Origin of the sequence: Bacteroides thetaiotaomicron VPI-5482 (genome assembly GCF_000011065.1) — a bacterium.
GTDB classification, from domain to species: Bacteria; Bacteroidota; Bacteroidia; order Bacteroidales; family Bacteroidaceae; genus Bacteroides; species Bacteroides thetaiotaomicron.
The window spans coordinates 169,697-192,726 of sequence record NC_004663.1 but is presented as its reverse complement, the minus strand read 5'-3'; the positions used below and the strand labels follow the sequence as shown (position 1 = coordinate 192,726).

Annotated in this window: 20 protein-coding genes and 2 pseudogenes; 11 read left to right on the top strand and 11 right to left on the bottom strand. The window is 42.1% G+C overall.

Annotated features, from left to right (window positions below; translation table 11 throughout):
• Positions 1–70: 70 nt before the first annotated feature.
• The 9 genes from BT_RS00895 to BT_RS00860 form a co-directional block, all read right to left on the bottom strand.
• Positions 71–1,621, bottom strand: coding sequence for a sodium:solute symporter family protein (locus tag BT_RS00895; protein ID WP_008760499.1), 1,551 nt, complete (start codon positions 1,619–1,621; stop codon positions 71–73).
• Positions 1,618–1,743 (bottom strand): symporter small accessory protein, encoded by a 126-nt coding sequence (locus BT_RS24955; RefSeq protein ID WP_008766705.1) that lies wholly within the window; start codon positions 1,741–1,743, stop codon positions 1,618–1,620. Before BT_RS24955 ends, BT_RS00895 begins: the two co-directional genes overlap by 4 nt.
• A gap of 71 nt (positions 1,744–1,814) precedes the next feature.
• Complete coding sequence (locus tag BT_RS00890; RefSeq protein ID WP_008766706.1) at positions 1,815–2,414, bottom strand: nitroreductase family protein; 600 nt, start codon at positions 2,412–2,414, stop codon at positions 1,815–1,817.
• A 12-nt stretch (positions 2,415–2,426) separates the two neighbouring features.
• Positions 2,427–5,174, bottom strand: coding sequence for a methionine synthase (metH, locus tag BT_RS00885; protein WP_011107153.1), 2,748 nt, complete (start codon positions 5,172–5,174; stop codon positions 2,427–2,429).
• An 89-nt stretch (positions 5,175–5,263) separates the two neighbouring features.
• Positions 5,264–5,716: an SsrA-binding protein gene (gene smpB / locus BT_RS00880; RefSeq protein WP_008760495.1), complete on the bottom strand. Its 453-nt coding sequence runs from the start codon at positions 5,714–5,716 to the stop codon at positions 5,264–5,266.
• A gap of 9 nt (positions 5,717–5,725) precedes the next feature.
• Entirely contained in the window at positions 5,726–6,271 is a 546-nt protein-coding gene (locus BT_RS00875) for a Yip1 family protein (protein WP_008760494.1), read from the bottom strand.
• Positions 6,272–6,297: 26 nt separating this feature from the next.
• A complete protein-coding gene (locus tag BT_RS00870) occupies positions 6,298–7,083 on the bottom strand; it encodes a hypothetical protein (RefSeq protein ID WP_048693181.1) in 786 nt (261 codons plus the stop codon).
• 82 nt (positions 7,084–7,165) lie between these two features.
• Positions 7,166–7,666, bottom strand: coding sequence for a DMP19 family protein (locus BT_RS00865; RefSeq protein WP_032841243.1), 501 nt, complete (start codon positions 7,664–7,666; stop codon positions 7,166–7,168).
• A gap of 760 nt (positions 7,667–8,426) precedes the next feature.
• Positions 8,427–8,831 carry an HsmA family protein gene (locus tag BT_RS00860; protein WP_008760491.1) on the bottom strand — a complete coding sequence of 135 codons (405 nt, stop codon included), beginning with the start codon at positions 8,829–8,831 and terminating at the stop codon, positions 8,427–8,429.
• A 238-nt stretch (positions 8,832–9,069) separates the two neighbouring features.
• Here BT_RS00860 and BT_RS00855 point away from each other — a divergent pair, with 238 nt between their 5' ends.
• From BT_RS00855 to BT_RS00820, 10 genes and pseudogenes are all read left to right on the top strand, one after another.
• Positions 9,070–9,771 carry an iron-sulfur cluster assembly scaffold protein gene (locus BT_RS00855; protein ID WP_005677723.1) on the top strand — a complete coding sequence of 234 codons (702 nt, stop codon included), beginning with the start codon at positions 9,070–9,072 and terminating at the stop codon, positions 9,769–9,771.
• Positions 9,772–9,790: 19 nt separating this feature from the next.
• Positions 9,791–10,801 (top strand): GGGtGRT protein, encoded by a 1,011-nt coding sequence (locus tag BT_RS00850; RefSeq protein WP_008760490.1) that lies wholly within the window; start codon positions 9,791–9,793, stop codon positions 10,799–10,801.
• A gap of 320 nt (positions 10,802–11,121) precedes the next feature.
• Positions 11,122–11,213: pseudogene (locus tag BT_RS24950) on the top strand (GGGtGRT protein); the annotation flags it as partial.
• A 262-nt stretch (positions 11,214–11,475) separates the two neighbouring features.
• Positions 11,476–11,688 (top strand): hypothetical protein, encoded by a 213-nt coding sequence (locus BT_RS24495; protein ID WP_008760489.1) that lies wholly within the window; start codon positions 11,476–11,478, stop codon positions 11,686–11,688.
• 138 nt (positions 11,689–11,826) lie between these two features.
• Positions 11,827–12,222 (top strand): hypothetical protein, encoded by a 396-nt coding sequence (locus BT_RS00845; protein ID WP_008760488.1) that lies wholly within the window; start codon positions 11,827–11,829, stop codon positions 12,220–12,222.
• A 114-nt stretch (positions 12,223–12,336) separates the two neighbouring features.
• Positions 12,337–13,620, top strand: a complete 1,284-nt coding sequence (locus BT_RS00840; RefSeq protein ID WP_011107150.1) for a zinc-dependent metalloproteinase lipoprotein — start codon at positions 12,337–12,339, stop codon at positions 13,618–13,620.
• A 171-nt stretch (positions 13,621–13,791) separates the two neighbouring features.
• Positions 13,792–14,145 (top strand): DUF1622 domain-containing protein, encoded by a 354-nt coding sequence (locus BT_RS00835; protein ID WP_008766711.1) that lies wholly within the window; start codon positions 13,792–13,794, stop codon positions 14,143–14,145.
• Between the two features lie 119 nt (positions 14,146–14,264).
• A complete protein-coding gene (locus BT_RS00830; protein WP_008766712.1) occupies positions 14,265–15,320 on the top strand; it encodes an endonuclease/exonuclease/phosphatase family protein in 1,056 nt (351 codons plus the stop codon).
• Positions 15,321–15,537: 217 nt separating this feature from the next.
• A complete protein-coding gene (locus BT_RS00825; protein ID WP_011107149.1) occupies positions 15,538–15,837 on the top strand; it encodes a nucleotidyltransferase family protein in 300 nt (99 codons plus the stop codon).
• The gene (locus tag BT_RS00820) at positions 15,830–16,168 is read left to right on the top strand and encodes a HepT-like ribonuclease domain-containing protein (RefSeq protein ID WP_008766714.1); all 339 of its coding nucleotides are present in this window, start codon (positions 15,830–15,832) and stop codon (positions 16,166–16,168) included. Before BT_RS00825 ends, BT_RS00820 begins: the two co-directional genes overlap by 8 nt.
• A 129-nt stretch (positions 16,169–16,297) precedes the next feature.
• On the opposite strand, the gene BT_RS00815 is transcribed toward BT_RS00820, so the two are convergent.
• Together BT_RS00815 and BT_RS00810 are read right to left on the bottom strand one after the other, a co-directional pair.
• A complete protein-coding gene (locus BT_RS00815; RefSeq protein ID WP_008766715.1) occupies positions 16,298–16,855 on the bottom strand; it encodes a TlpA family protein disulfide reductase in 558 nt (185 codons plus the stop codon).
• 15 nt (positions 16,856–16,870) lie between these two features.
• Positions 16,871–17,272 (bottom strand): FKBP-type peptidyl-prolyl cis-trans isomerase, encoded by a 402-nt coding sequence (locus tag BT_RS00810; RefSeq protein WP_008766716.1) that lies wholly within the window; start codon positions 17,270–17,272, stop codon positions 16,871–16,873.
• A gap of 96 nt (positions 17,273–17,368) precedes the next feature.
• On the opposite strand from BT_RS00810, the pseudogene BT_RS00805 reads away from it, so the two are divergent.
• Positions 17,369–23,018 (top strand): annotated as a pseudogene (locus BT_RS00805) (alpha-2-macroglobulin).
• Positions 23,019–23,030: the final 12 nt, after the last annotated feature.

The window sequence follows — 23,030 nt, the reverse complement described above, 5'->3', positions numbered from 1 at the left end:
ATAACCGTAGCTTATCAATAGTGTATCCGCACGGCTTATTACCTATTACTTATTACCTATTACTTATTTACTACTTGTTTCTGCCCGTCAAAAGGCTAACCACCACAATAGCCAGTATAGACAATGGTAATGCAAAGAGAATAGGGTCAATTACCGGAAACGGATATGTCTCAATCAATACATCCTTGCCAAACAGGAATTTACATATTCCCATTGCGGCAGCTTCTTTCTGATGAAGGAATATTAGTGCAAAAGCACTGCCTAAAGTTCCTACCCAGAGACTTGCCATAACTCCCTGTTTCGTCGCTTTCTTCCAGTACAATGCACAAAAGTAGGCAGGAAGAAATGCAGCAGCACAGATACCCATGAAAATAGAAGTTCCGCGGGCGATAATATCGTGAGGCAGCATATAGCAAATAATATAGCTGACCAAAATAGAGAAAAGTACTCCCAAACGAATCACATTTGTCAATTTGCCACGAGAACGGGGTTTATAAGTACCATAAATGTCAGAACCAACCGATGCTCCCATTGTGTGGAACTGAGAACTAAGCGTAGACATACTTGCAGAAAGGATACAGAGCATAAACAAAGCGGCAAACCAGTCCGGCATAGCTTTATTGATGAAATAAGGAATGATTTTATCAATATCCTGTATCACTTCCGTAGCAACGGCTCCTTCTGTCTTCAAGAAGAAAAGATTGCTTAATGCACCGGCATGATAGATAGCTCCTACCGTTATAATCAGGAAAAAACAACCGATAAATACGCCACGATTCAACTGTTTGCTACTTTCTACCGTCATAAAACGTACCACCAACTGAGGCTGTGCAAGGCAACCGATTCCTACTCCCAAAATAAGAGAGGTAACCAATGAGTACCACTGTGGAGAACCTGTCACAGGCATTGCGGTCCATCCCTGATGCCCCAATGCCTTGAACTTTTCCGGAACCAGAGGGGCTATATTTGTCAATTCCTTGTTTGCTTCCGTAAAACCCATGCCAAGCACCTGATACAAAGAGAACAACAGGAACAACATACAGCCAAACATGATAACTGCCTGTAAAGCATCCGTATACATCACCCCCTTCATTCCTCCCGCAATCACATACGCAGCAATGACTAACGTAAATATCAGCAGAGATATATTAAAATCAATCTGAAAAATCTGTTCAATAAATACAGCGCCCCCTTTCATTACCACAGCAGCGTACAACGGCATACCTATAAATATGACGGCTGCAATGAACACCTGTATATTACGGGAACGAAAATGACGGCCTAATAACTGCGGAAAAGTGCTGACATTCAGTTTTGCTCCCATGCGCCGGGTACGCAAACCGAAGAATATGAAGGCGATAACTACCCCGACAAACATATTGAGGAAACACAGCCACTGAATACCCATACCGAAAGCAGCCGCTACTCCGCCAAAACCAACTATAGCAGACGCAGAGATAAACGTAGCACCATAAGAAAGCGCCATCACTATCGGATTCATCTGACGTCCGCCAACCAGATAATCACTGGTATTCGTAGTCTTCTTATATCCTAAAAAACCGAGGTAGGCCAATGACAGCAGATAAGCTATCACAATCAAGCCAAGAGTAAATGTATTCATCGCGTTTCGTCTTTATCGTCGTCCTTATTCCAATATTTCAGCCCAAACCAGGCAGCAAAAATCACACATATCACTGAGAGGATATATGGCAAGACTATAAAAGGGTCATCTATTCCAAACATTTGCGTATCAGATTTTAATCAATTAAGCCACAAATGTAAGGAATTTATTGAAAAGACAAAACTTTTGTTTACTAATACTGATTATAATGTATCTTTTTCTCGTCATATTTCTGTTTCGGCTGCTCTTTTGTTGCAGGATAGCCGAAAGGAATGACACAAAGAGGAAGAATATTCTCGGGCAGGTGGGTATATTTGCGAACGACTTCCATACGATCTTCATACGGATAAGCAGCTGTCCATACAGCACCCAGCCCCATACTTTCAGCAGCCAGCAAAATATTCTGTGCTGCAGCAGAACAGTCTAAATACCAATAAAAAGAACGGGCAGAATCACCACAGACAATAATCGCATTACGGGCTTGTGTCAACATTTTGGCATAAGGAAGAGCCGCCGCCATCGAATCCAGTTTCGCACGGTCGGAAACAACCACAAACTCCCAGGGACGAACATCCTTTCCCGATGGAGCAGACATCCCTGCACGAAGCATTAAATCAATTTTCTCTTTCTCTACCCCTTTATTCAAGTAAGTACGCACGCTCTTACGCTCAAAGATATTATCCAAAGCGGCATTTCCGGTGCCGGTTGTTCCTTTTTCCTCTTTTGAGGAAGAACACGAGATCATAGCAGTCATTGCCATGAGCATACACAAGAAAGAAAAAATCTTTTTCATTGTGACAAGTCTTTAAAATAGGTTTAACTTATTTTTCTGGGCTTCTTCCAACGATACTGTTTCACGGCGTAATAGTCCACTCTTCTCACGAAGTGCCTGATATTCCGCATCTAACTCATTAATCAGTTCGGCTTTCATCTGCGAATTCAACAGCCGGGAAGCAACACTGGCATTCTGAGAAGCATCTTTCAGATGTACAACCGGCGCATGATATACAGGTGCGATTTTCAGTGCCGTATGCATCTTTGAAGTAGTGGCTCCGCCAATCAACAGAGGAATATCCAGTCCGGCTTTCTCCAGTTCGGCAGCCACATGAGTCATTTCTTCCAGAGAAGGTGTGATCAAGCCACTCAAACCGATCATATCGACTTTTTCTTCTATGGCACGCTGAACAATGGTTTCTGCCGGAACCATCACTCCCAAGTCAACTATATCATAACCGTTGCACGCCATTACGACGGCAACTATATTTTTTCCGATGTCGTGCACATCCCCTTTTACGGTGGCAAGCAGAACTTTTCCGGCAGAAGATGATCCTTCCACTTTTTCTGATTCAATGATCGGTTGCAGTATAGCTACGGCTTTCTTCATAGTACGGGCAGTCTTCACGACCTGAGGCAGGAACATTTTTCCTGCGCCAAAAAGCTCGCCGACATAATTCATTCCATCCATCAACGGACCTTCAATTACATCTACAGCTTTATCATATAAAGGTAAAGCTTCCGCTAAATCCTGTTCCAGATAATCACCGATTCCTTTCATCAAAGCATATTTCAAACGCTCTTGTACGGATTCTTCTCTCCATGCATCCTGCTTCACAGCTGCCTGACCGGAAGTACCGCCCATCGTTTCTTTCAATGCTTCCGCCAGTTCTATCAGACGCTCGGCAGCATCGGGACGACGATTCAATACAACGTCCTCTATCTTTTCCAGCGTATCTGCAGGAATATCACTGTAGAGTACGGAAGTTCCCGGATTGACGATTCCCATATCCATCCCTTGCTGGATGGCATGATAAAGGAATACCGCATGCATTGCTTCACGAATATAATTATTGCCACGGAAAGAGAAAGAAAGATTACTCACTCCGCCGCTGACGTGTGCACCGGGAAGATTCTTCCTGATCCATCCGGTAGCTTCTATAAAGTCTACGGCGTAATTGTTATGCTCTTCGATTCCTGTAGCCACCGCAAGCACATTCGGGTCGAAAATAATATCATGAGGATTGAATCCAACTTTATCAACCAGCAGACGATATGCACGTTCGCACACTTCTATCTTGCGGGCAGCAGTATCCGCCTGTCCTTTTTCATCAAAAGCCATCACGACAGTTGCCGCTCCATATTGCTTGATGATCCGGGCATGCTCCAGAAATACTTCCTCCCCTTCCTTCAGAGAGATCGAGTTTACGATTGATTTGCCTTGCAGGCATTTCAATCCGGCTTCGATCACTTCCCATTTGGAAGAGTCGATCATAACAGGTACACGGGCTATTTCCGGTTCGGACATGATGAGATTCAGAAAAGTAGTCATCTCAGTCCGGGCATCCAGCAGACCATCATCCATATTAACGTCAATAACCAAAGCTCCGTCTTCTACTTGCTGACGAGCTATGGAAAGGGCTTCATCATATTTCTTTTCATTAACCAGACGAAGAAACTTGCGTGAGCCTGCTACGTTGCAACGCTCACCTATATTCACAAAGTTGATTTCCGGTTTCACTTCCAGCAGTTCGAGTCCGGAAAGCCACATACAATCCGGTTTGGGTGCCGGAACATGAGGTTTGGCACCTGCTATCAGTGTCTGATATTCTGCAATGTAGGCATCTGTCGTACCACAACAACCACCGATAATATTAACCAATCCTTCCTGAATATACTCCTTCACTTCATGAGCCATATCTGCGGGAGTCTGATCATATTTCCCCAGACTATTCGGAAGGCCCGCATTAGGATAAGCACTGATATAATAAGGTGCACGCGAAGCCAACTGTTCAAGAAAAGGCTTCAACTGACGGGCACCAAAGGAGCAATTCAATCCGACTGAAAATATATTGGCATGCTGCACAGAAGCAAGGAAAGCTTCCAAAGTCTGTCCGGACAATGTACGTCCGCCGATATCGGATACCGTCACAGACAACATAACAGGGACTTCTATTCCTGTCACCTTCATAGCCTGTCCGGCTGCAAAGATGGCAGCTTTCGCATTCAGCGTATCAAATATGGTTTCGATAAGAATGGCATCCACCCCACCTTCCAGCATGGCTTCCATTTGCTGCTGGTAAGAGGCAGCCAGTTCGTCATAAGACAAGGCACGAAACGCCGGATTGTTCACATCCGGGCTCATAGAACAGGTTTTATTAGTAGGTCCAACGGAGCCTGCAACAAAACGCGGTTTATCCGGACTCTTTGCCGTATATTCGTCCGCCAGTTCACGTGCCAGTCTGGTAGCGGCAAGATTGATTTCGCGCACATATTCTTCTACATGATAATCCGCCATTGAGACAGTTGTAGAACTGAATGTATTGGTCTCGATAATATCCGCACCTGCTTCCAGGTATTTACGATGGATATCTTGAATGACATCGGGGCGAGTCAGACACAACAAATCATTATTCCCCTTCAACTGACCGGGAATATGCGCAAAACGTTCACCACGAAAATCTTCTTCTTTAAGATTATATTGTTGGATCATTGTGCCCATTGCGCCATCCAGAATCAGAATACGCTCGGATACAATCTGAGAAATTGTCTTTTTCATTCTTACCTTATTACATTAACACCTAATTGTCACTCTGCCTATCTTAGACCTATCACGATCTTATCTTACTATTACGCTATAAAGCCATCTTATCGCTTAAACATTCGGGCCATGTCTCTGCGGTCATCTTTTTCTTTAATTGATTCCCGTTTATCGTACTGTTTTTTACCTTTCGCCAAAGCAACGACCAGTTTCGCCAAACCTTTTTCGTTGATAAACAAACGCACAGGAACGGTAGTAAAACCGGGGTCTTTCATTCCCCGTTGAATTTTCTCCAATTCTTTCTTATTAAGCAACAACTTTCTGTCTCTACGAGCTGTATGATTATTGTACGAACCATAGAAGTACTCGGCGATATGCATATTCTTTACCCATAATTCGCCTTTCGCAAAATAACAAAACGTATCCACCAGACTTGCTTTTCCTAAACGAATGGATTTAATTTCCGTGCCTGTCAATACAATACCTGCCGTGTAGGTATCCATCAACTCATAGTCAAATGTAGCACGTTTATTCTTGATATTTACAGAAGGTTGTTTCATCTTTACACATTAATTAAGTATGGCTATCAACTTACTAAATACAATTTGAATCACCGTCGGACATAGTATTAACAAAACTGATGAGAAAAGGGTGTATTTCAATCGTACTTTTTCCTCCACTTGCATCAATATGGGAGCTCCTTCCCATACTACATAGACAATGTAGAACTGAAATAGCCAGGCAATAATTCTAAAATCAGGTAAAAGTCCGGTCACAATCTGAAGCAAGAAGGGAACAACAAGTGCGTATCCGGCAAACTGTTGTGTCAACGGAGCATTGGCAGGCATCCCAAACATTCTTACTCCCATTTCGTTAATTGCATAGGCCGCCAGAAAGTAACCACCAAACAATGCCACAGCTACGGCACAACAATTGGTCATCGCTATTTGAAAACTTTGCGGTCCTCCCCATCCATTCGTCAGCAAAGAGCCGATAAAGACGGACAAACCGCATAAACCAATCATAGGATAGACAAAAGCCATAAAAACTTTTCGCCTATCCTCTTCCATAGAAATTTCCTCCCAGGCCTTGGCCGGAGAGGAAATCAATTTCATTGCTATATTAAATAATTCTTTGTAGTTCAATTTGTTTTAAGTGTTTCACTCCACGTTGAATTTGCGGCACCATCCAAAGAATTCTTTGAGGAGTTGGTCTTTGCATTTACTTTTATTTTAGTTGGTTCTACTCCAGTAGCTTGTTTGAATGCATAAATAACACTAGACAGATTATATGCCTTATAAGTAGAAGTATACTTATCACGAGTCACAGTCTCCTCTGAACCATCTTTAATCACATGATTAAGATTCAATACAAGTTCAGTTGACCCTGATGCCAATTCATCAAAATCATATGTGAGTATAAAAGAATGCTTATTAAGTTCTTCTTTCTGCTTTTCGTCTGTACTCTCTACTTTTACCCAATACATAATAGGAATTACAAGATATTGATCAAAAAGTATTCCCGGCTGAGTTGATGTATCGCTATTAAAAGTATATAAAGGTGCAGTAGCTTCGTTATAATCTGCCGCTTTCTCTGGTCCTTCAGTAGATTTTGCACTAATAGAAGTCGGAGTACTTCCTGCATAAAGTGTTACATCAAGAGTCTGAGAATTCCCTGGCTGTTGCGCTGTGTCAAACTGATAGTAAAAGAAATAGATTTCTCCTATATTCAAGTTAGACATTGACAATTCATTCACAACTAATTTCTGCCCATTAGCCAATTCAAATGTAGCAGGAAAATAGTTTGTACATTTAGCGAACGCAGGTCCGGTATATATCGTATTATCATCCCCATTCATACAAGAAGTAACAGACATCCCCATTAAAACCGTCATTAAAGCTACTAATAAAAATTTCATTTGTTTCATAAACATATTTTTTAGAGTTTGCAAAGATATAAATTCTAATTCACAATTAATAAATGCAGATACTTAAAAAATACTGCATCGTTTACTTTATTATTTTTGCAAAAAGTTCCAGGTGATTATCTACATAGCTGGCAACCAGTGTTGTCACTTGTTCCTCCATATCTAAATATGCCTCTTCCAAATCATCAAAAGCCTCATATTGCTCATACATCGCCATGAATTCATCATCCGTCCGTTCTTTTTCCAGATCCTTCCGGTTGGCATCATATATCTTCTTGGCTTTATATACCAATTTAGAGAACTCTTCCGCCCCCCACAGGCGCATCACTTTTGCAAAAGGATTATCAAAGATATATCCGCCATAACCGTTCTGAATCAACTGACAGAATCCGCCGAACATTATTTCATCACGAAAAATCTGATAAGCCAGCAATGAATGCTGTTCACCTGTCAACAACGGCATTGTGTCAGCAGTCAATTCACCACCGATTATTTCCTTATATTTATCAGTAAAAACCTGGATAAATTCATCCATTCCTTCGCCCGCAGCTTTCTGTAAAGCGGACTCCATAACTTCTATCATAGCTTTGTTCAATAAATTATTCAGCAAAGCTACTAATTTTATTCTATATCTATCTAGTAATACCGCTACATTCTCACTAAAACATACCTGTTGGCGGAATTAATTTAATTCAAACCCATGAAAACAGGGTATCTCATTCTGCTTTCCGATATCCGCCAGATAATTGCATGCCGATATACTTTCCCTTTCCCGGAAAAGCCTTTAAGCACATTTCTTTTACCGTTCAATAGTATGCAAACAACCCTATAATAACCTGCTTTACAACTATTATTGTCGCATTTTCAAAGGGAGTTCTTCATCGTTCCACCCAGGTGAACAAGCATGTCCACCTAGGTGCGCAGACCTGTTTACAAGGGTACAACGATCGGTTCACCCGGGTGGAACGATGAAGATGTCGGTAAAATAACACACGAATAAAGGCATCAAATGCCATAGAGATAAGTAACATAATATATAAACAACAAGTAAACAGCAACCAAGATGCTAGATGCATTCGGCAACTACTTACGCAAAGGGCAAAGAAATGGAATGAGGGATATCCCCCAAAAAGAGTGAGAGATAGACTGAAATGAAGCGATTCTAGGGAGAAAATAATGAGAGATACCTATTTAAAAAGTATCTCTCATTCTGTAATATACTAATTATATGCAGATTACACAAAAACAGTGAGACCGTGAGACTAAAATATTTTTTTCTTTGCAGGAGTTAGCTGAAAGAAGGAACTCTTTTAAGTCTATCTAATGCAAAAACATATAACTATTTATGCATGTAAATGCATTCCTATGGCCATACCTATTAAATAAGGTATTAACCAAATGCACCAAACGACGATACTAAAACGATTAAAATGCCTTTTCGCCTCGGCAGATCCCTTCACATAAGTCCATATCGCCCATGAAGCATGTACAAACATCAGAAGAATGGCAATCGTCCCCGTTACCGTGTGGATTTCATCATGCAAATGCGTTAATTCGGCAATATGCTCCATCAGGCTGGTCCCGACTGCATCGGACACCAATCCTAAAAGAAAGAAAATAATATGCCATAACTTCAGTTTCTTTTGCAGCCTTTCTCCCCATACACCGATAGTATAAAATACCAATGCAGATGAAATAACGCAGATTGCCGCTATCAAATAATGTATATCAACCTGATTGAGTTCCATAAAATTTATATTTCAGATAACAACAAAGCAACGAATAGATAGTTCGACACATAGTAATCTTTCACAAATGCAATCCCGACTTAGCAAACGAAGAAAAAACGTAAACGGATTTGTCACTTTTCACAAAAAAGTAAGATATGGCGATTTGCAGAAACAAATAAATCGACTACCTTTGTGGGCGATTTAGAGAATCGTGACTACGTATTTTTAATTATATCACTAAAAAAAAGAGCTAATTATGACTTATTCACACGAAGTGGAACACATGTGTGTTGTAAAGAAGGGTCCTAACCACGGACCGGCTCCCATACCCGAAGAAGGCAAATGGGTAAAATCTAAAGAAATCGTTGATATTTCAGGTTTGACACACGGTATCGGTTGGTGTGCACCTCAGCAGGGTGCTTGTAAACTGACACTGAATGTTAAAGAAGGCGTTATCCAGGAAGCTTTAGTTGAGACTATCGGATGTTCCGGTATGACTCACTCAGCTGCTATGGCTGCTGAAATCCTTCCGGGTAAAACAATCCTCGAAGCACTGAACACTGACCTTGTTTGCGACGCAATCAACACAGCTATGCGCGAACTCTTCCTGCAAATCGTTTACGGACGCACTCAGTCTGCTTTCTCTGAAGGTGGTTTGATTATCGGTGCAGGTCTGGAAGACTTAGGTAAAGGTCTGCGCAGCCAGGTAGGTACCCTTTATGGTACTCTGGCTAAAGGTCCTCGTTACCTTGAAATGGCTGAAGGTTACATCAAAAATATCTTCTTGGATAAGAATGATGAAATCTGTGGATACGAATTCGTTCACATGGGTAAATTCATGGATGAAATCAAGAAGGGAACTGATGCTAACGAAGCATTGAAGAAAGTTACAGGTACTTATGGTCGTGTAACAGCAGAACAGGGAGCAGTTAAACACATTGATCCACGTCACGAATAATATAAGGAGGAAAGAAACTATGATTAGAGAAGTAAAATTCGAAAGCCAAGACCGTCGTATCAAAGGTATCATTGAAGCCTTGAACGCTAACGGCATCAAAGACATCGAAGAAGCTAACGCAATCTGCGAAGCTGCCGGACTTGATCCTTATAAAACGTGTGAAGAAACTCAGCCTATCTGTTTTGAAAACGCAAAATGGGCTTATGTGGTAGGTACTGCAATTGCTCTTAAGAAGAACTGCACAAACGCTGCTGAAGCTGCTGAAGCTATCGGTATCGGTTTGCAGGCATTCTGTATCCCGGGTTCTGTAGCTGACGACCGTAAGGTTGGTATCGGTCATGGTAACCTGGCTGCTATGTTGCTTCGCGAAGAAACTAAATGTTTCGCATTCCTTGCAGGTCACGAATCTTTCGCTGCTGCTGAAGGTGCTATCAAAATCGCTGCAAAAGCAGACAAAGTACGTAAAGAGCCATTGCGTTGCATCCTGAACGGTCTTGGAAAAGACGCTGCTCAGATCATCTCTCGTATCAATGGTTTTACTTATGTTCAGACTCAGTTTGATTATTTCACTGGTGAGCTGAAAGTAGTTCGCGAAATCGCTTACTCTGACGGTCCTCGTGCAAAAGTAAAATGCTACGGTGCTGACGATGTTCGCGAAGGTGTAGCTATCATGTGGAAAGAAGGCGTAGACGTATCTATCACAGGTAACTCTACTAACCCGACTCGTTTCCAACACCCGGTTGCCGGTACTTATAAGAAAGAACGTGTATTGGCTGGTAAGCCATACTTCTCAGTTGCTTCCGGTGGTGGTACAGGCCGTACTCTTCACCCCGATAACATGGCAGCTGGTCCGGCTTCTTATGGTATGACAGATACAATGGGTCGTATGCACTCAGACGCTCAGTTCGCTGGTTCTTCATCAGTTCCTGCTCACGTAGAAATGATGGGATTCCTGGGAATTGGTAACAACCCGATGGTAGGATGTACAGTGGCTTGTGCTGTAGACGTAGCTCAGGCTTTGGCTAAGTAATTAAAGTTACATTATATAAATAAACTCCTGTAGTCCATGTGATTACAGGAGTTTTTTATTTGTGGTAATTTGAAGTAGATGGCAGTTTCAGATACCTTATCTCACCTATCATTTAGAATTGTTGAATGATAGATTTATATACAATGAAAGCTACATTTACATAAAATCATAATCAAAAGAAGCAGCAGGAACGCTTGAACCAGCAGAAAGCTATGAGAGAGGGCAAATCGAAGAGTTAATATCTTTTGCCAACTCAAATCATTTATGAATAACTATTATAGTATTGATTAATAACAGATTGCTATAGTTTACAAGAAGCCGAAATGATAGGATTCTTGGGAATTGGTACCCCCCAATGGTAAGTTGCACTGTGGCTTGCGCTGTAAACGTAGCTCAGGCCTTAGCTAAGTAATAAAAGTTACTTATTATTATACAGGAGAGTATTTTTTATAAGGCACTCTCCTATTTTTATAAAAAAGATGATGATTGTTACAAATAATCTACACTATCGTTGTTTAGTTCTCTACAACAAATTCTTACCATGAACCAGCTTATAACATATCTTTGCAATGAGATAATAATATCCATAAATTATTAAAAAGAGAAGAGGATATAAAGAGAGAATTTTAGAAAATAAAGAATTACATAAAATAAACTCTCGAAAATAATCCAGTATGACACACATCGGACAAATTATTGAAAAAGAGCTCCATCGCCAAGAACGCTCGGTCACATGGTTCGCAAGACGACTCTATTGCGATCGAACTAATGTATATAATATATTTAGAAGACAGAGCTTAGATACAGAACTGTTGTTACGTATATCCATTATATTAGAATACAATTTCTTCCAAATATATTCTGATATATATAACAACAGAACATAGAAATATCTTCTACAACCTTGTATATAAAACAGCAACAATTAAAAGGATATTTATGTTTAAAGAGCATGTATCTTTGCAAAGTTTTTTAAGACAACCAAAGTATATGACTAAAAAGATTACACATTAAAAACAAAAAAGATGAAACAATTTAGAATTTTAAGTATGTTGATGATTGTGCTTATATCAAGCCTGTCATTTGTATCATGTGGAGATGATGATGATGAAACGTCTGGTGATTTCAGTGCCAGCATAGCAGGAGTTTATACAGGTAAACTCAAAGTTGGAACTAATGTTACAGCTGATGCATATGTAGTCACTGTCACCAAAGTATCTTCTTCTGTAGTAAAAGTTACCGCTGACTTCTACACAGATAACGGTAGTGAAAATTACAATGTTACTAAAGAAGGCAATCAATACATTCTTTCAAGCGAAAGCTCATCTGGTATCAACATAACTGTTACAGGTAAAGCAATGACTATAAGTTTCCTTAATAATGCAGGAAGTATGACCACTTTTACCGGAACTCGTGATTAAAGCCCACCAATCTTTACAGTAAAAGTAGAAATTCAGTAAAGGTTACAAATATCCCAAAGCCGTAATTTCCCTTTTCTTGAAAATGAGAAATTACGGCTTTTATAAATAAAAGCTATGAAAATTGTATATAACACTATTCTCTTTACATTACTATTTCTAGCCACAAGCTGTGATCATTCGGAGAAAATCGATGATATAAAACTTGAAATTTCACAAAACATCTTCCGCAACATCGACAATAACGGAGGGAAAATAACTGTTGCTATCACATCTAATTCTGAATGGATCATCGCAAATTCAGCTGATTGGTGCATACCAGACAAATATCAAGGAGAAGGAAACGATATACTTACTATAAAAATTCTAGCTAACACCAAACATGCAAACAGACAAACTAATCTAATCATATCCGCCCAAGGGATAAACCAAACAATCAAGATTTCACAACAAAAAGGAGAAGTTAATCCAGATTTAGATAAAATACACTATCAATTACCCGTTATTTTCCATGTTCTTTATCAAAACGAAAATGACATAAATCAATATATAAAAGAAGACCATTTAAAAGATGTATTAGTGCGAACTAACCATTTCTATCAATCTGAAAAGTGTGGAATTGATATAAATCTCGAATTTGTATTAGCAACCAAAGATAAGAATGGAACCACACTACCAGAACCTGGAGTAGAAAGAGTGCCATTTAATGAGCTTCCTATTGATTGCGAAAAGTTTATGAGAGATAATACAGGAAAATATACATCTTTACTATGGGAACCCAATGAATACATTAACATAATGGTATATCCTTTTACGGATTCGCAGATTTTAGGCATATCTACATTTCCATATAGTTTAAAGGACTTTTTTTTAGAAGGGACTCAACAAGTATCAGCTTCGTGGATCACTTTAGAGAATTTGAGTTTCCCATATTGTATATCGATCAATAGTTCATATATTTATGAGCAAAGTACAGATGAAAGAATTAATCAAAACGATGCTGCAATAACATTAGCACACGAACTCGGACACTATTTAGGATTACGTCATGTATTCTCAGAAGGAGGGACCACTTCAATGTGTACCGATACTGATTATTGCAAAGATACTCCCAGTTATAACCGTAGTGAGTATGAACAATGGCTTAACAATTTGGATAAACAGAATAAATATCAATTAAAAGATTTAGCTAAACGATATAGCTGTGAAAAAGGAGAATATGAAGCACACAACATTATGGACTATGCATATTGCTTTTATAATGAAATAACTTTAGAACAACGAAAAAGAATACGCCATATCTTAAACTATAGCCCACTGATTCCAGGTCCCAAAGAAAGCAGAATAGATACCAGAGGCGTACAAGACAGATTGAATTTGCCAATATGTATAATGAAATAACATAATCAGGTAAAACGGGGCAGCAAGTATTTCATCGACTGTTCCTCCATAGTAGTCAAATGTCAGAACAAGTCTTGACTATTACAACTAATTATCCGTTTTCTACATCACAATACAAAACTTTTATACAGGATAACTTGTTATTACAATATAACCAAACATCATGAAACGATGCTACTGACATTTTTAAACATACTGGCCACCATCATTGGCGTAATCAGTTTATTGATTGTAACCTATGGAGTATTCGTAGGATTCATAGCTTTTCTCCGTAACGAATTCAAACGGATCAACGGAACCTATACCATCAATAATGTCCGGCAGCTGAGAGCTGATTTCGGCAGTTACCTCTTATTGGGATTAGAATTTCTAATTGCATCAGACATACTAAAGACCGTAGTAGACCCGACTTTAGACGAACTGGCTATTTTAGGAGGTGTAGTTATAGTAAGAACTGTATTATCAGTCTTTCTGAATAAAGAAATAAAAGAACTAGCCGAAGAAGAAAATTCAAAAAGCACATAAATAGATTGGAATAAATAAAAAATGTATTACTTTTGCATGAATTCTTAATGACCTATGGTATGGAATATATCAATGAATTTCACAATGACTGAAATTCCAAAGAATATAAAGGACACGATATGAAAAAGAACTTACTATTATTACTTTGCTTGTTTTGTCTGGTCAATGTTTGCCATGCAAAAGCGAAAGACACTTTTACCGTTTTCCAATTAAACCTGTGGCATGGATGTACTAAAGTACCCAACGGAGATCAAGGCATTATTGATGTACTGGATCAGATGGATGCGGATGTCGTTTTTCTGTGCGAAATCAGAGACGGAAAACAGTTTATCCCTCATGTGATCGAAGAGCTGGAGAAGAGAGGAAAACATTACTATGGTGAAACGTTTGATCTTGCAATCGGTGTTTTGAGTAAATTCAAGCCGGACAGTTGGACCAAATGCTGCATCGTACCTGGTGACGAAGGTCGTGCTATGGTGAAAATGGTTGCAACAATCGAAGGCCAACCCGTATCTTTCTATTCTTGTCATTTGGACTACCGGCATTATCAATGCTATATGCCACGTGGATATAATGGTACTACCTGGAAGAAAATGGATAAGCCGATAACGGATGAAGAAGAAGTCTTGAAAGCAAACAGACAGTCTTTCCGGGATGAAACCATCCGTGCTTTTATTCAGGAAGTACAATCTGACATTCAACAAGGCCGCCCGATAATCATGGGAGGAGATTTTAATGAGCCCTCTCATTTAGACTGGCAGGCAGATACAAAGGATTTGTGGGATCATAATGGGGCTATCATTCATTGGGACTGCTCAATGATGCTGAGCAAAGCAGGATTCAAAGATGCTTATCGTGAAAAATTTCCCAATACAGTTCGATATCCCGGTTTTACATTCCCTGCCGGAAACAAACTCGCAGAAGAGGCTAAACTGGAAAAGTTAGCTTGGGCGCCTGAGGCAGACGAACGTGACCGGATTGATTTCATTTATTATTATCCATTGGAGTCGATGCTTTCCATGAAGGATAGCAAGTTGGTAGGTCCCTCCGAAACAGTTGTCCGGGGAAAAATAACAGAAAACGATTCTAAGGATAAGATTCTGACGCCTTCTTGTATTTGGCCCAGCGACCATAAAGGGAATCTTGCTACATTTAAGATTCGGAAGAAACGGTAATAGTATATTGAATAGGGTGACATCTACAGGATGATATACATACTCTGTTACTACAGTCTCCTTTATCTCATCCGCCAAATAGCCTACTGGTCCATGCTTCTCTATTTGAACTCATGTTAGTGTTAATGTAAAAAGGTTGAATCTGACAACTTCCCCATAAACAAGATTGTTAATTAGAAACTAATTCATTATCTTTGCATTGAAAGGAGACAGCCACATGAAACTAATAGAGAACAATATCCAGAAGATTATAGACTTATGCAAGAAACATAAGGTACATAAGCTATTTGTGTTTGGTTCTATCCTTACAAATCGCTTTAACGACAACAGTGATATTGATTTAGTAGTAGATTTCAATAAAGCAGAAGTAAGTGATTACTTTGATAATTACTTTGATTTCAAATATGCTTTAGAGAATCTGTTTGGCAGAGAAGTTGATTTACTGGAAGAACAAACGATTAAGAATCCATATCTGAAGAAGAATGTGGATGCAACTAAAACTTTAATCTATGGATGACTTAATAAAGAAACACTTGCAAGATATTCTAACTGCCATTGAAGAAGTGGAAGGTTTCTTCGGCAATGCTCCTAAAGTTTATGATGACTTCTATAGTAACCTATGCCTTAGACGAGCCGTTGAAAGGAATATAGAAATCATTGGTGAAGCTATGAATAGAATACTAAAAGTTGATAAGGATATAGCTATAACCAATTCTCGTAAAATAGTAGATGCCAGAAATTATATCATACATGGCTATGATAGTCTATCTGTAGATATACTTTGGAGCATGGTTATTAATCATCTGCCAAAGCTTAGAAATGAAGTCATAACATTACTAAAGACATGAGATTAGTTACACAAAATTGTGGACAGTGCCGTATATCTGTTCTTTCGCACTCACACAGATGTATACTATTTGCACCATTAAAAATAGAAAAAGCCAGATTAAACCATCTGTTGATTTGCAACAAATGAGCTATCGTTCATTCCCGGACAACTTATCGATTAAGACAGCATCGATATCTTTTGCCAATTCTTGATAGGTCGCCAAAGGATCATCTGTATATACAGCACGAATAATCCCCTCCTTGTCTGTTATCAATATACGGGGAATGGTATGGGAAGCAAAAAGCGAAAAGACAGCATCATCATTCTGAGCGGAAAAAGGCAAGGAAAACGAATGTTTTTCCCAATAGGCTTGTACTTCAGAGCCCGATTCCGAACGGCTGATACAAGACAATAATACATCCGGATTCTCTTTATACGTATCATAAACTTTCTGAATAACCGGAAGTTCTTTCTGACAATCCGGACAATCCGTATGAAAAAAGACAATCACTCCAACCTTCCCGCTAAATGACTGCGTATTCAACACTCCCCCATCACTCATCTCTACCGAAAACTGAGGAAGGGCGTCACCGGCAACAAGAGCAAAGTCTCCCCTATCATCATCATCGTCCGTGATACAGGAAGAAAAAACTGCCAGAACGATACATAGCAATATCACCACTTTGCTTCTTATTTCCACTTTCATATCTTTCTTCGTTAGTTATGCAACTCCCAAAAGCTCTACCTCAAATACCAATGTCGAAAAAGCCGGAATCGGACCGGATGCACGGGTTCCGTATCCCATCGTGTAAGGTATATAGATGATCCATTTATCTCCCGCACGCATCCGTTGGAGCGCCAGTTGCCAACCATCTATTACATCGCAGAGGCGGAAAGCTTCCGGACAATTACGTTCATAAGAATTATCGAACACCCGACCGTTAATCAGACTCCCTTTATAATGAACGGTAACAATACTCCGCACATTAGGAAAAACAGTCCCCGTACCGGTCTCCAAAACCTTATAATAGATGCCGCAAGGCAAGGCATAAACACCTTCCTGCGATGACAATTCTTTCAAGAACTCCAAATTCGTCTCTTTATATTCTTGCTTTCTTCCCATAAATACATGATTTGAATGTACAAAAGTAAGCAGATTTAAGAGAAATCTTCCATAAAAACTGTATATTTGTTTGTTGAATCATAAAAACTCATCGCTATGGGACAAATTAAAACCAGATGCAGCGCTGCTGCCGGACTATTCTTGATTCTTTTGACAGTAATTGCGGGATTTTCGTCCTGTAAAAGTAATCAGAAAGACATTATTCCTTCTGCCGAATACGCTCCATACGTCAATGCTTATACGGGAGGAGTGATTTCGCAAAACTCAACGATACGCATAGAGCTGACACAGGACCAGCCGATGGTAGACCTGAATCAGGAACTGAAAGACAATCCGTTCAGTTTCTCTCCTTCATTGAAAGGAAAAACGTATTGGGTCAGCAACAATACCATTGAATTTGTCCCCGAAGAAGGGGCACTGAAACCAGGTGCCTTTTACGAAGGAACCTTCCACCTGGGAGATTTCGTCGATGTAGACAAAAAGCTGGAAGAATTCAACTTCTCCTTCCGCGTGCAGGAACGAAACTTTAGTATTCATACCGATCCGATAACCGTCACAGCCACCCAGCCCGACCAAGTGACCGTAACGGGTGAAATACGTTTCAGCGATGTAGTGAAAAAAGAGGAAGTAGAGAAAATGCTCACAGCCGGAAGCGAAAAGAACAAAAGCTATCCGATTGAAATCACCCAGACAGATCACCCGACCCGATACGCATTTAGCATCAGTCAGATAATCAAAGAAGCGGAAGATTACCAACTGGAAATTACCGCCAAAGGCAATCCGGCAGGCATCGACCGTACCCAAAACAAAAGTATTCTGATCCCGGCAAAGAACAGTTTCCGCTTCCTGTCCGCCGTACGCATCGACCAACCGGAAAACGGAATTGAAATCATATTCTCCGACCCTGTATCCAACACACAGGATTTGAAAGGACTCATCGACGTTCCGGAAGTTTCTTCCTCTATTTTCCAGATCAAAGAAAATAAAGTATTCGTTTACTTCGAAACCGGCAAACTGAACAAACTGACGCTGAATATCCATGAAGGAATAAGAAACAGCCAGGACAAACCGCTGGGCACTTCCCACTCCATCTCATTCAGCGAACTGAACCTGAAACCGCAGGTAGAAATGGCTACTTCCGCCGCTATCCTGCCCGATTCGAAAAGTCTGATCATCCCCTTCCGTGCCGTCAATCTATATGCGGTGGATTTGAGCGTGATCCGTATTTTCGAAAACAACGTATTGATGTTCATGCAGAACAACTCGCTCTCCTCAGCCAATGAATTGCGCCGTTCGGGAAGACTGGTTTATAAGAAGACATTGTGGCTGGCGAAAGATTCTTCCAAAGATGTGCACCGCTGGGAAGACTATTCGATAGACCTTGCCGGATTGATTCATCAGGAGCCGGGAGCCATTTACCGTGTCATCCTCTCGTTCCGCCAGGAATACTCCGCTTATCCTTGCGGGGGAAGTGAAAACAAGGAAATGCAGTTTGCGGACAACAAGTCTTCCGACAACCTGACCAAAGTCAGCGGAGAGACATTGTCGGAAGACGATGAAGCAGTATGGGACACTCCGGAAACATACTATTATTATAATGGCAGCGTACCGATGGACTGGAGTCAGTACCGATGGACAGAACGGGATAACCCCTGCCATCCGTCCTACTATATGAATTCCGACCGGATAGCCGCCTGCAATATCCTTGCCTCCAATCTGGGAATGATTGTGAAACGTAATTCACTGAATAAATTGTGGATTGCAGTAAATAACATTTTGGATACGAAACCGGTAGCGAAAGCACAAGTGACGATTTATAACTTCCAGCTTCAGCCGATTGGAAAGGGAGAGACGAACGGTGAAGGGCTGGTAGAAATCACTCCGAAGGGAGTTCCTTTCATAGCGGTGGCCGAAGCGGACAAGCAAAAGGCGTATGTACGCGTGGTCGATGGCGAGGAGCAGTCGGTCAGCCGGTTCGATGTGGGAGGAAAAGACATTCAGAAAGGTCTGAAAGGATTTATCTATGGCGAGAGAGGCGTATGGCGTCCGGGAGATACACTGCATATTTCTTTCATGCTGGAAGACCGTGAGAAACGTATTCCGGACAAACATCCGGTAGCATTGGAGATTTACAATCCAAGAGGACAGTTCTATACCAAAATGATCTCTACCCAGGGGACAAACGGATTCTATACATTTGCCGTGCCCACGCAAGCCGACGATCCCACCGGATTATGGAATGCCTACGTGAAAGTAGGAGGAACCGCTTTCCACAAGAGTCTGCGCATCGAAACCATCAAGCCGAACCGTCTGAAGATTACGCTGGCTTTGCCAACCATCCTTCAGGCTTCGAGCAAAGACGTATATGCCCCGCTTACTTCTTCATGGCTGACGGGAGCCACCGCATCGCGACTGAAAGCAAAGGTCGAAATGTCCTTATCGAAAGTCAATACGCAGTTCAAGAACTACGGACAATACCTGTTCAACAATCCGGCAACGGACTTTACGACCGTCCGGGCGGATGTGTTCAACGGGGTACTGGATGCGGAAGGAAGAGCAGGCGTCAACATACAGCTTCCGGTAGCAACGGGTGCTCCGGGTATGCTGAATGCAACGCTCACCACCCGTGTCTTCGAACCGGGAGGAGATGCAAGCATCTACTCGCAGACTGTTCCCTTCTCTCCGTTCACATCGTATGTGGGCATCAATCTGAACCAGCCGAAAGGAAAGTATATCGAAACAGACAAAGATCATGTGTTTGATATCGTGACGGTCAACGATCAGGGACAGCCGGTGAACCGTTCCAATCTGGAATATAAAATCTACCGGATCAGCTGGAGCTGGTGGTGGGAAAACGGTGAAGAGTCTTTCGGAACCTATATCAACAACAGTTCCATCACTCCCGTTGCCAGTGGTAACCTGCAGACCACAGGAGGAAAAGCCTCCTTCAAGTTCCGCATCAATTATCCGGATTGGGGACGCTATCTGGTGTACGTGAAAGACCGTGAAAGCGGACACGCCACCGGAGGAACCGTCTACATCGACTGGCCCGACTGGCGCGGACGTTCGAACAAGACAGACCCGAGCGGCATCAAGATGCTTGCTTTCTCACTGGACAAAGATTCTTATGAGATAGGAGAAACAGCCACGGCAATCATTCCCGCAGCCGCCGGAGGACGTGCGCTGGTATCCCTCGAAAACGGTTCGACCGTCTTGCAGCAGCAATGGCTCGAAGTGTCCGATCAGGGAGATACGAAACTCACCTTCAAGATTACACCGGAAATGGCTCCGAATGTTTATCTGCATATCAGCCTATTGCAGCCTCATGCGCAGACAGTCAATGATCTGCCGATCCGTATGTACGGCATTGCTCCGGTATTTGTGACCAACCGTCAGACGATTCTGCAACCGCAGATCAAGATGCCGGAAGTGCTGCGTCCGGAAACTGACTTTAACGTGACTGTCAGCGAGAAAAGCGGAAAACCGATGACTTATACACTGGCGATTGTGGATGACGGTCTGCTCGATCTGACTAACTTCAAGACGCCCGACCCGTGGAACGAGTTTTATGCACGCGAGGCTCTCGGCATCCGTACATGGGATATGTACGACGATGTGCTGGGTGCTTCCGGCGGACGTTACAGTTCATTGTTCAGCACGGGTGGAGATGCCTCGCTGAAACCGGCAGATGCCAAAGCCAACCGTTTCAAACCGGTGGTCAAATTCATCGGTCCTTTCTATCTCGCAAAAGGTAAGCAACAGACACATACGTTGAAGCTTCCGATGTATGTGGGTTCTGTACGTGCGATGGTAGTTGCCGGACAGGACGGCGCTTACGGAAATGCGGAAAAGACTGCATTTGTGCGGACACCGCTCATGCTGTTGTCTACTCTGCCCCGTGTATTGAGTACGCAGGAAGAAATTACCGTTCCGGTAAATGTATTCGCTATGGAGAACCAAGTGAAGAACGTGACCGTATCGCTGGAAGCATCCGGCGCAGGCGTACAGATCACGGGCAATCGCCAGCAGTCACTCACTTTTGACCAGCCGGGTGACCAACTGGCATACTTCACTCTGAAAACAGGCAGCAAAACCGGAAAGGCAACCATCCACCTGACGGCAAGCGGCAACGGACAGCAGACAAAAGAAACGATCGAAATAGAAGTCCGGAATCCGAATCCGGTGGTTACCTTACGCAACAGCCAATGGATAGAAGCCGGTCAGGAGGCCGAACTGTCATACACACTGGCAGGTTCTTCTTCGGCTAACAATCAGGTGCAACTGGAAGTCTCCCGCATTCCGTCGGTAGACATCAGCCGTAGATTCGACTTCTTATACAACTATCAGCATCATTGCACAGAGCAACTGACTTCCAAAGCATTACCTCTCTTATTCGTCTCCCAGTTCAAGGCGGTGGACGAACAGGAGGCCGAGAAAATAAAGACGAATGTACAGGAAGCTATCCGGCAGATATATGCCCGCCAGCTTCCCAACGGCGGATTTGTATACTGGCCGGGCAACGCCGTCGCCGACGAATGGATCACTTCTTACACGGGTATGTTCCTGACACTGGCACAAGAAAAAGGGTATGCCGTTCATCCGAACGTACTGAACAAATGGAAACGCTTCCAGCGTGCCGCCGCCCAAAACTGGCGTATGCCGCAGGAAGCAAGCAACTGGCAGATATGGCAATCGGAATTGCAGCAGGCCTTCCGCCTCTATACCCTTGCACTGGCCGGTGCACCGGAATACGGAGCCATGAACCGCATGAAGGAACAGCCGGGACTCTCCATCCAAGCCAAATGGAGACTGGCAGCCGCCTATGCGCTGACCGGTAAGATGAAACCTGCCGGAGAATTAGTATACAACGCAGAAACGACCGTCATTCCTTATTCTTCCATGAACCTGATTTACGGTTCGTCCGACCGGGATGAAGCAATGATTCTGGAAACGCTCATTCTGATGAAGCGGGATCGGGATGCGTTGCAACAGGCTAAGAAGGTATCACAGAATCTGGCACAGGAAAACTGGTTCAGCACGCAGTCTACCGCCTTTGCCCTGATGGCAATGGGACGCCTTGCGGAGCAATTATCCGGTACACTGGATTTCACATGGAACTGGAACGGCAAGCAACAGCCCGCCGTGAAATCTGCTAAAGCCGTATTTGAAAAGGAGATAGCTACTTCTCCGAAATCGGGAACAGTCTCTGTGAAGAACAAGGGCAAAGGAGCATTGAGTGTAGACCTGATTACACGTACCCAATTGCTGAATGATACGCTGCCAGCCATTGCCGATAATATCCGGCTGGATGTGAAATACACAGATAGGGCAGGTTCACCGATTTTCCGTGGAAGACATCAGACAGGGAACGGACTTTATGTCTGCGGTCACCCTATCCAATATCAGCGGTACTTCCGATTACAGCAATCTGGCACTGACGCATATCATACCGTCCGGATGGGAAATATATAATGAACGGATGATTGTTCCGGAAGTGTCCTCTTCCAGTACCAATGAGGCGAATGTTCCGGAAAGTTCAGCCGGTAAGTATACCTATAAAGATATTCGTGATGACCGGGTATTGACTTATTTCGACCTGCGACGGGGTGAATCGAAAACATTTACCGTAAGGTTGCAGGCAACTTATGCAGGTAACTTTATTCTTCCGGCCATTCAGTGCGAAGCTATGTACGACGCAGCGGTACAGGCACGCACCAAAGCGGGAAGAACGACTGTCAGCCGCTGACAAGACTCTGAA

What these genes read in the sequence shown, in the direction of transcription:
- BT_RS00895 (WP_008760499.1), bottom strand. Translation starts at nt 1,621, where the DNA reads ATGAATACATTTACTCTTGGCTTGATTGTGATAGCTTATCTGCTGTCA.
- BT_RS00855 (WP_005677723.1), top strand. Translation starts at nt 9,070, where the DNA reads ATGACTTATTCACACGAAGTGGAACACATGTGTGTTGTAAAGAAGGGT.
- BT_RS24495 (WP_008760489.1), top strand. Translation starts at nt 11,476, where the DNA reads ATGACACACATCGGACAAATTATTGAAAAAGAGCTCCATCGCCAAGAA.
- metH (WP_011107153.1), bottom strand. Translation starts at nt 5,174, where the DNA reads ATGAAAAAGACAATTTCTCAGATTGTATCCGAGCGTATTCTGATTCTG.
- BT_RS00815 (WP_008766715.1), bottom strand. Translation starts at nt 16,855, where the DNA reads ATGAAAGTGGAAATAAGAAGCAAAGTGGTGATATTGCTATGTATCGTT.
- BT_RS00870 (WP_048693181.1), bottom strand. Translation starts at nt 7,083, where the DNA reads ATGAAACAAATGAAATTTTTATTAGTAGCTTTAATGACGGTTTTAATG.
- BT_RS00845 (WP_008760488.1), top strand. Translation starts at nt 11,827, where the DNA reads ATGAAACAATTTAGAATTTTAAGTATGTTGATGATTGTGCTTATATCA.
- BT_RS00865 (WP_032841243.1), bottom strand. Translation starts at nt 7,666, where the DNA reads ATGATAGAAGTTATGGAGTCCGCTTTACAGAAAGCTGCGGGCGAAGGA.
- BT_RS00860 (WP_008760491.1), bottom strand. Translation starts at nt 8,831, where the DNA reads ATGGAACTCAATCAGGTTGATATACATTATTTGATAGCGGCAATCTGC.
- BT_RS00810 (WP_008766716.1), bottom strand. Translation starts at nt 17,272, where the DNA reads ATGGGAAGAAAGCAAGAATATAAAGAGACGAATTTGGAGTTCTTGAAA.
- BT_RS00820 (WP_008766714.1), top strand. Translation starts at nt 15,830, where the DNA reads ATGGATGACTTAATAAAGAAACACTTGCAAGATATTCTAACTGCCATT.
- BT_RS00890 (WP_008766706.1), bottom strand. Translation starts at nt 2,414, where the DNA reads ATGAAAAAGATTTTTTCTTTCTTGTGTATGCTCATGGCAATGACTGCT.
- BT_RS00875 (WP_008760494.1), bottom strand. Translation starts at nt 6,271, where the DNA reads ATGAAATTGATTTCCTCTCCGGCCAAGGCCTGGGAGGAAATTTCTATG.
- BT_RS00840 (WP_011107150.1), top strand. Translation starts at nt 12,337, where the DNA reads ATGAAAATTGTATATAACACTATTCTCTTTACATTACTATTTCTAGCC.
- BT_RS00825 (WP_011107149.1), top strand. Translation starts at nt 15,538, where the DNA reads ATGAAACTAATAGAGAACAATATCCAGAAGATTATAGACTTATGCAAG.
- BT_RS24955 (WP_008766705.1), bottom strand. Translation starts at nt 1,743, where the DNA reads ATGTTTGGAATAGATGACCCTTTTATAGTCTTGCCATATATCCTCTCA.
- BT_RS00830 (WP_008766712.1), top strand. Translation starts at nt 14,265, where the DNA reads ATGAAAAAGAACTTACTATTATTACTTTGCTTGTTTTGTCTGGTCAAT.
- BT_RS00850 (WP_008760490.1), top strand. Translation starts at nt 9,791, where the DNA reads ATGATTAGAGAAGTAAAATTCGAAAGCCAAGACCGTCGTATCAAAGGT.
- smpB (WP_008760495.1), bottom strand. Translation starts at nt 5,716, where the DNA reads ATGAAACAACCTTCTGTAAATATCAAGAATAAACGTGCTACATTTGAC.
- BT_RS00835 (WP_008766711.1), top strand. Translation starts at nt 13,792, where the DNA reads ATGCTACTGACATTTTTAAACATACTGGCCACCATCATTGGCGTAATC.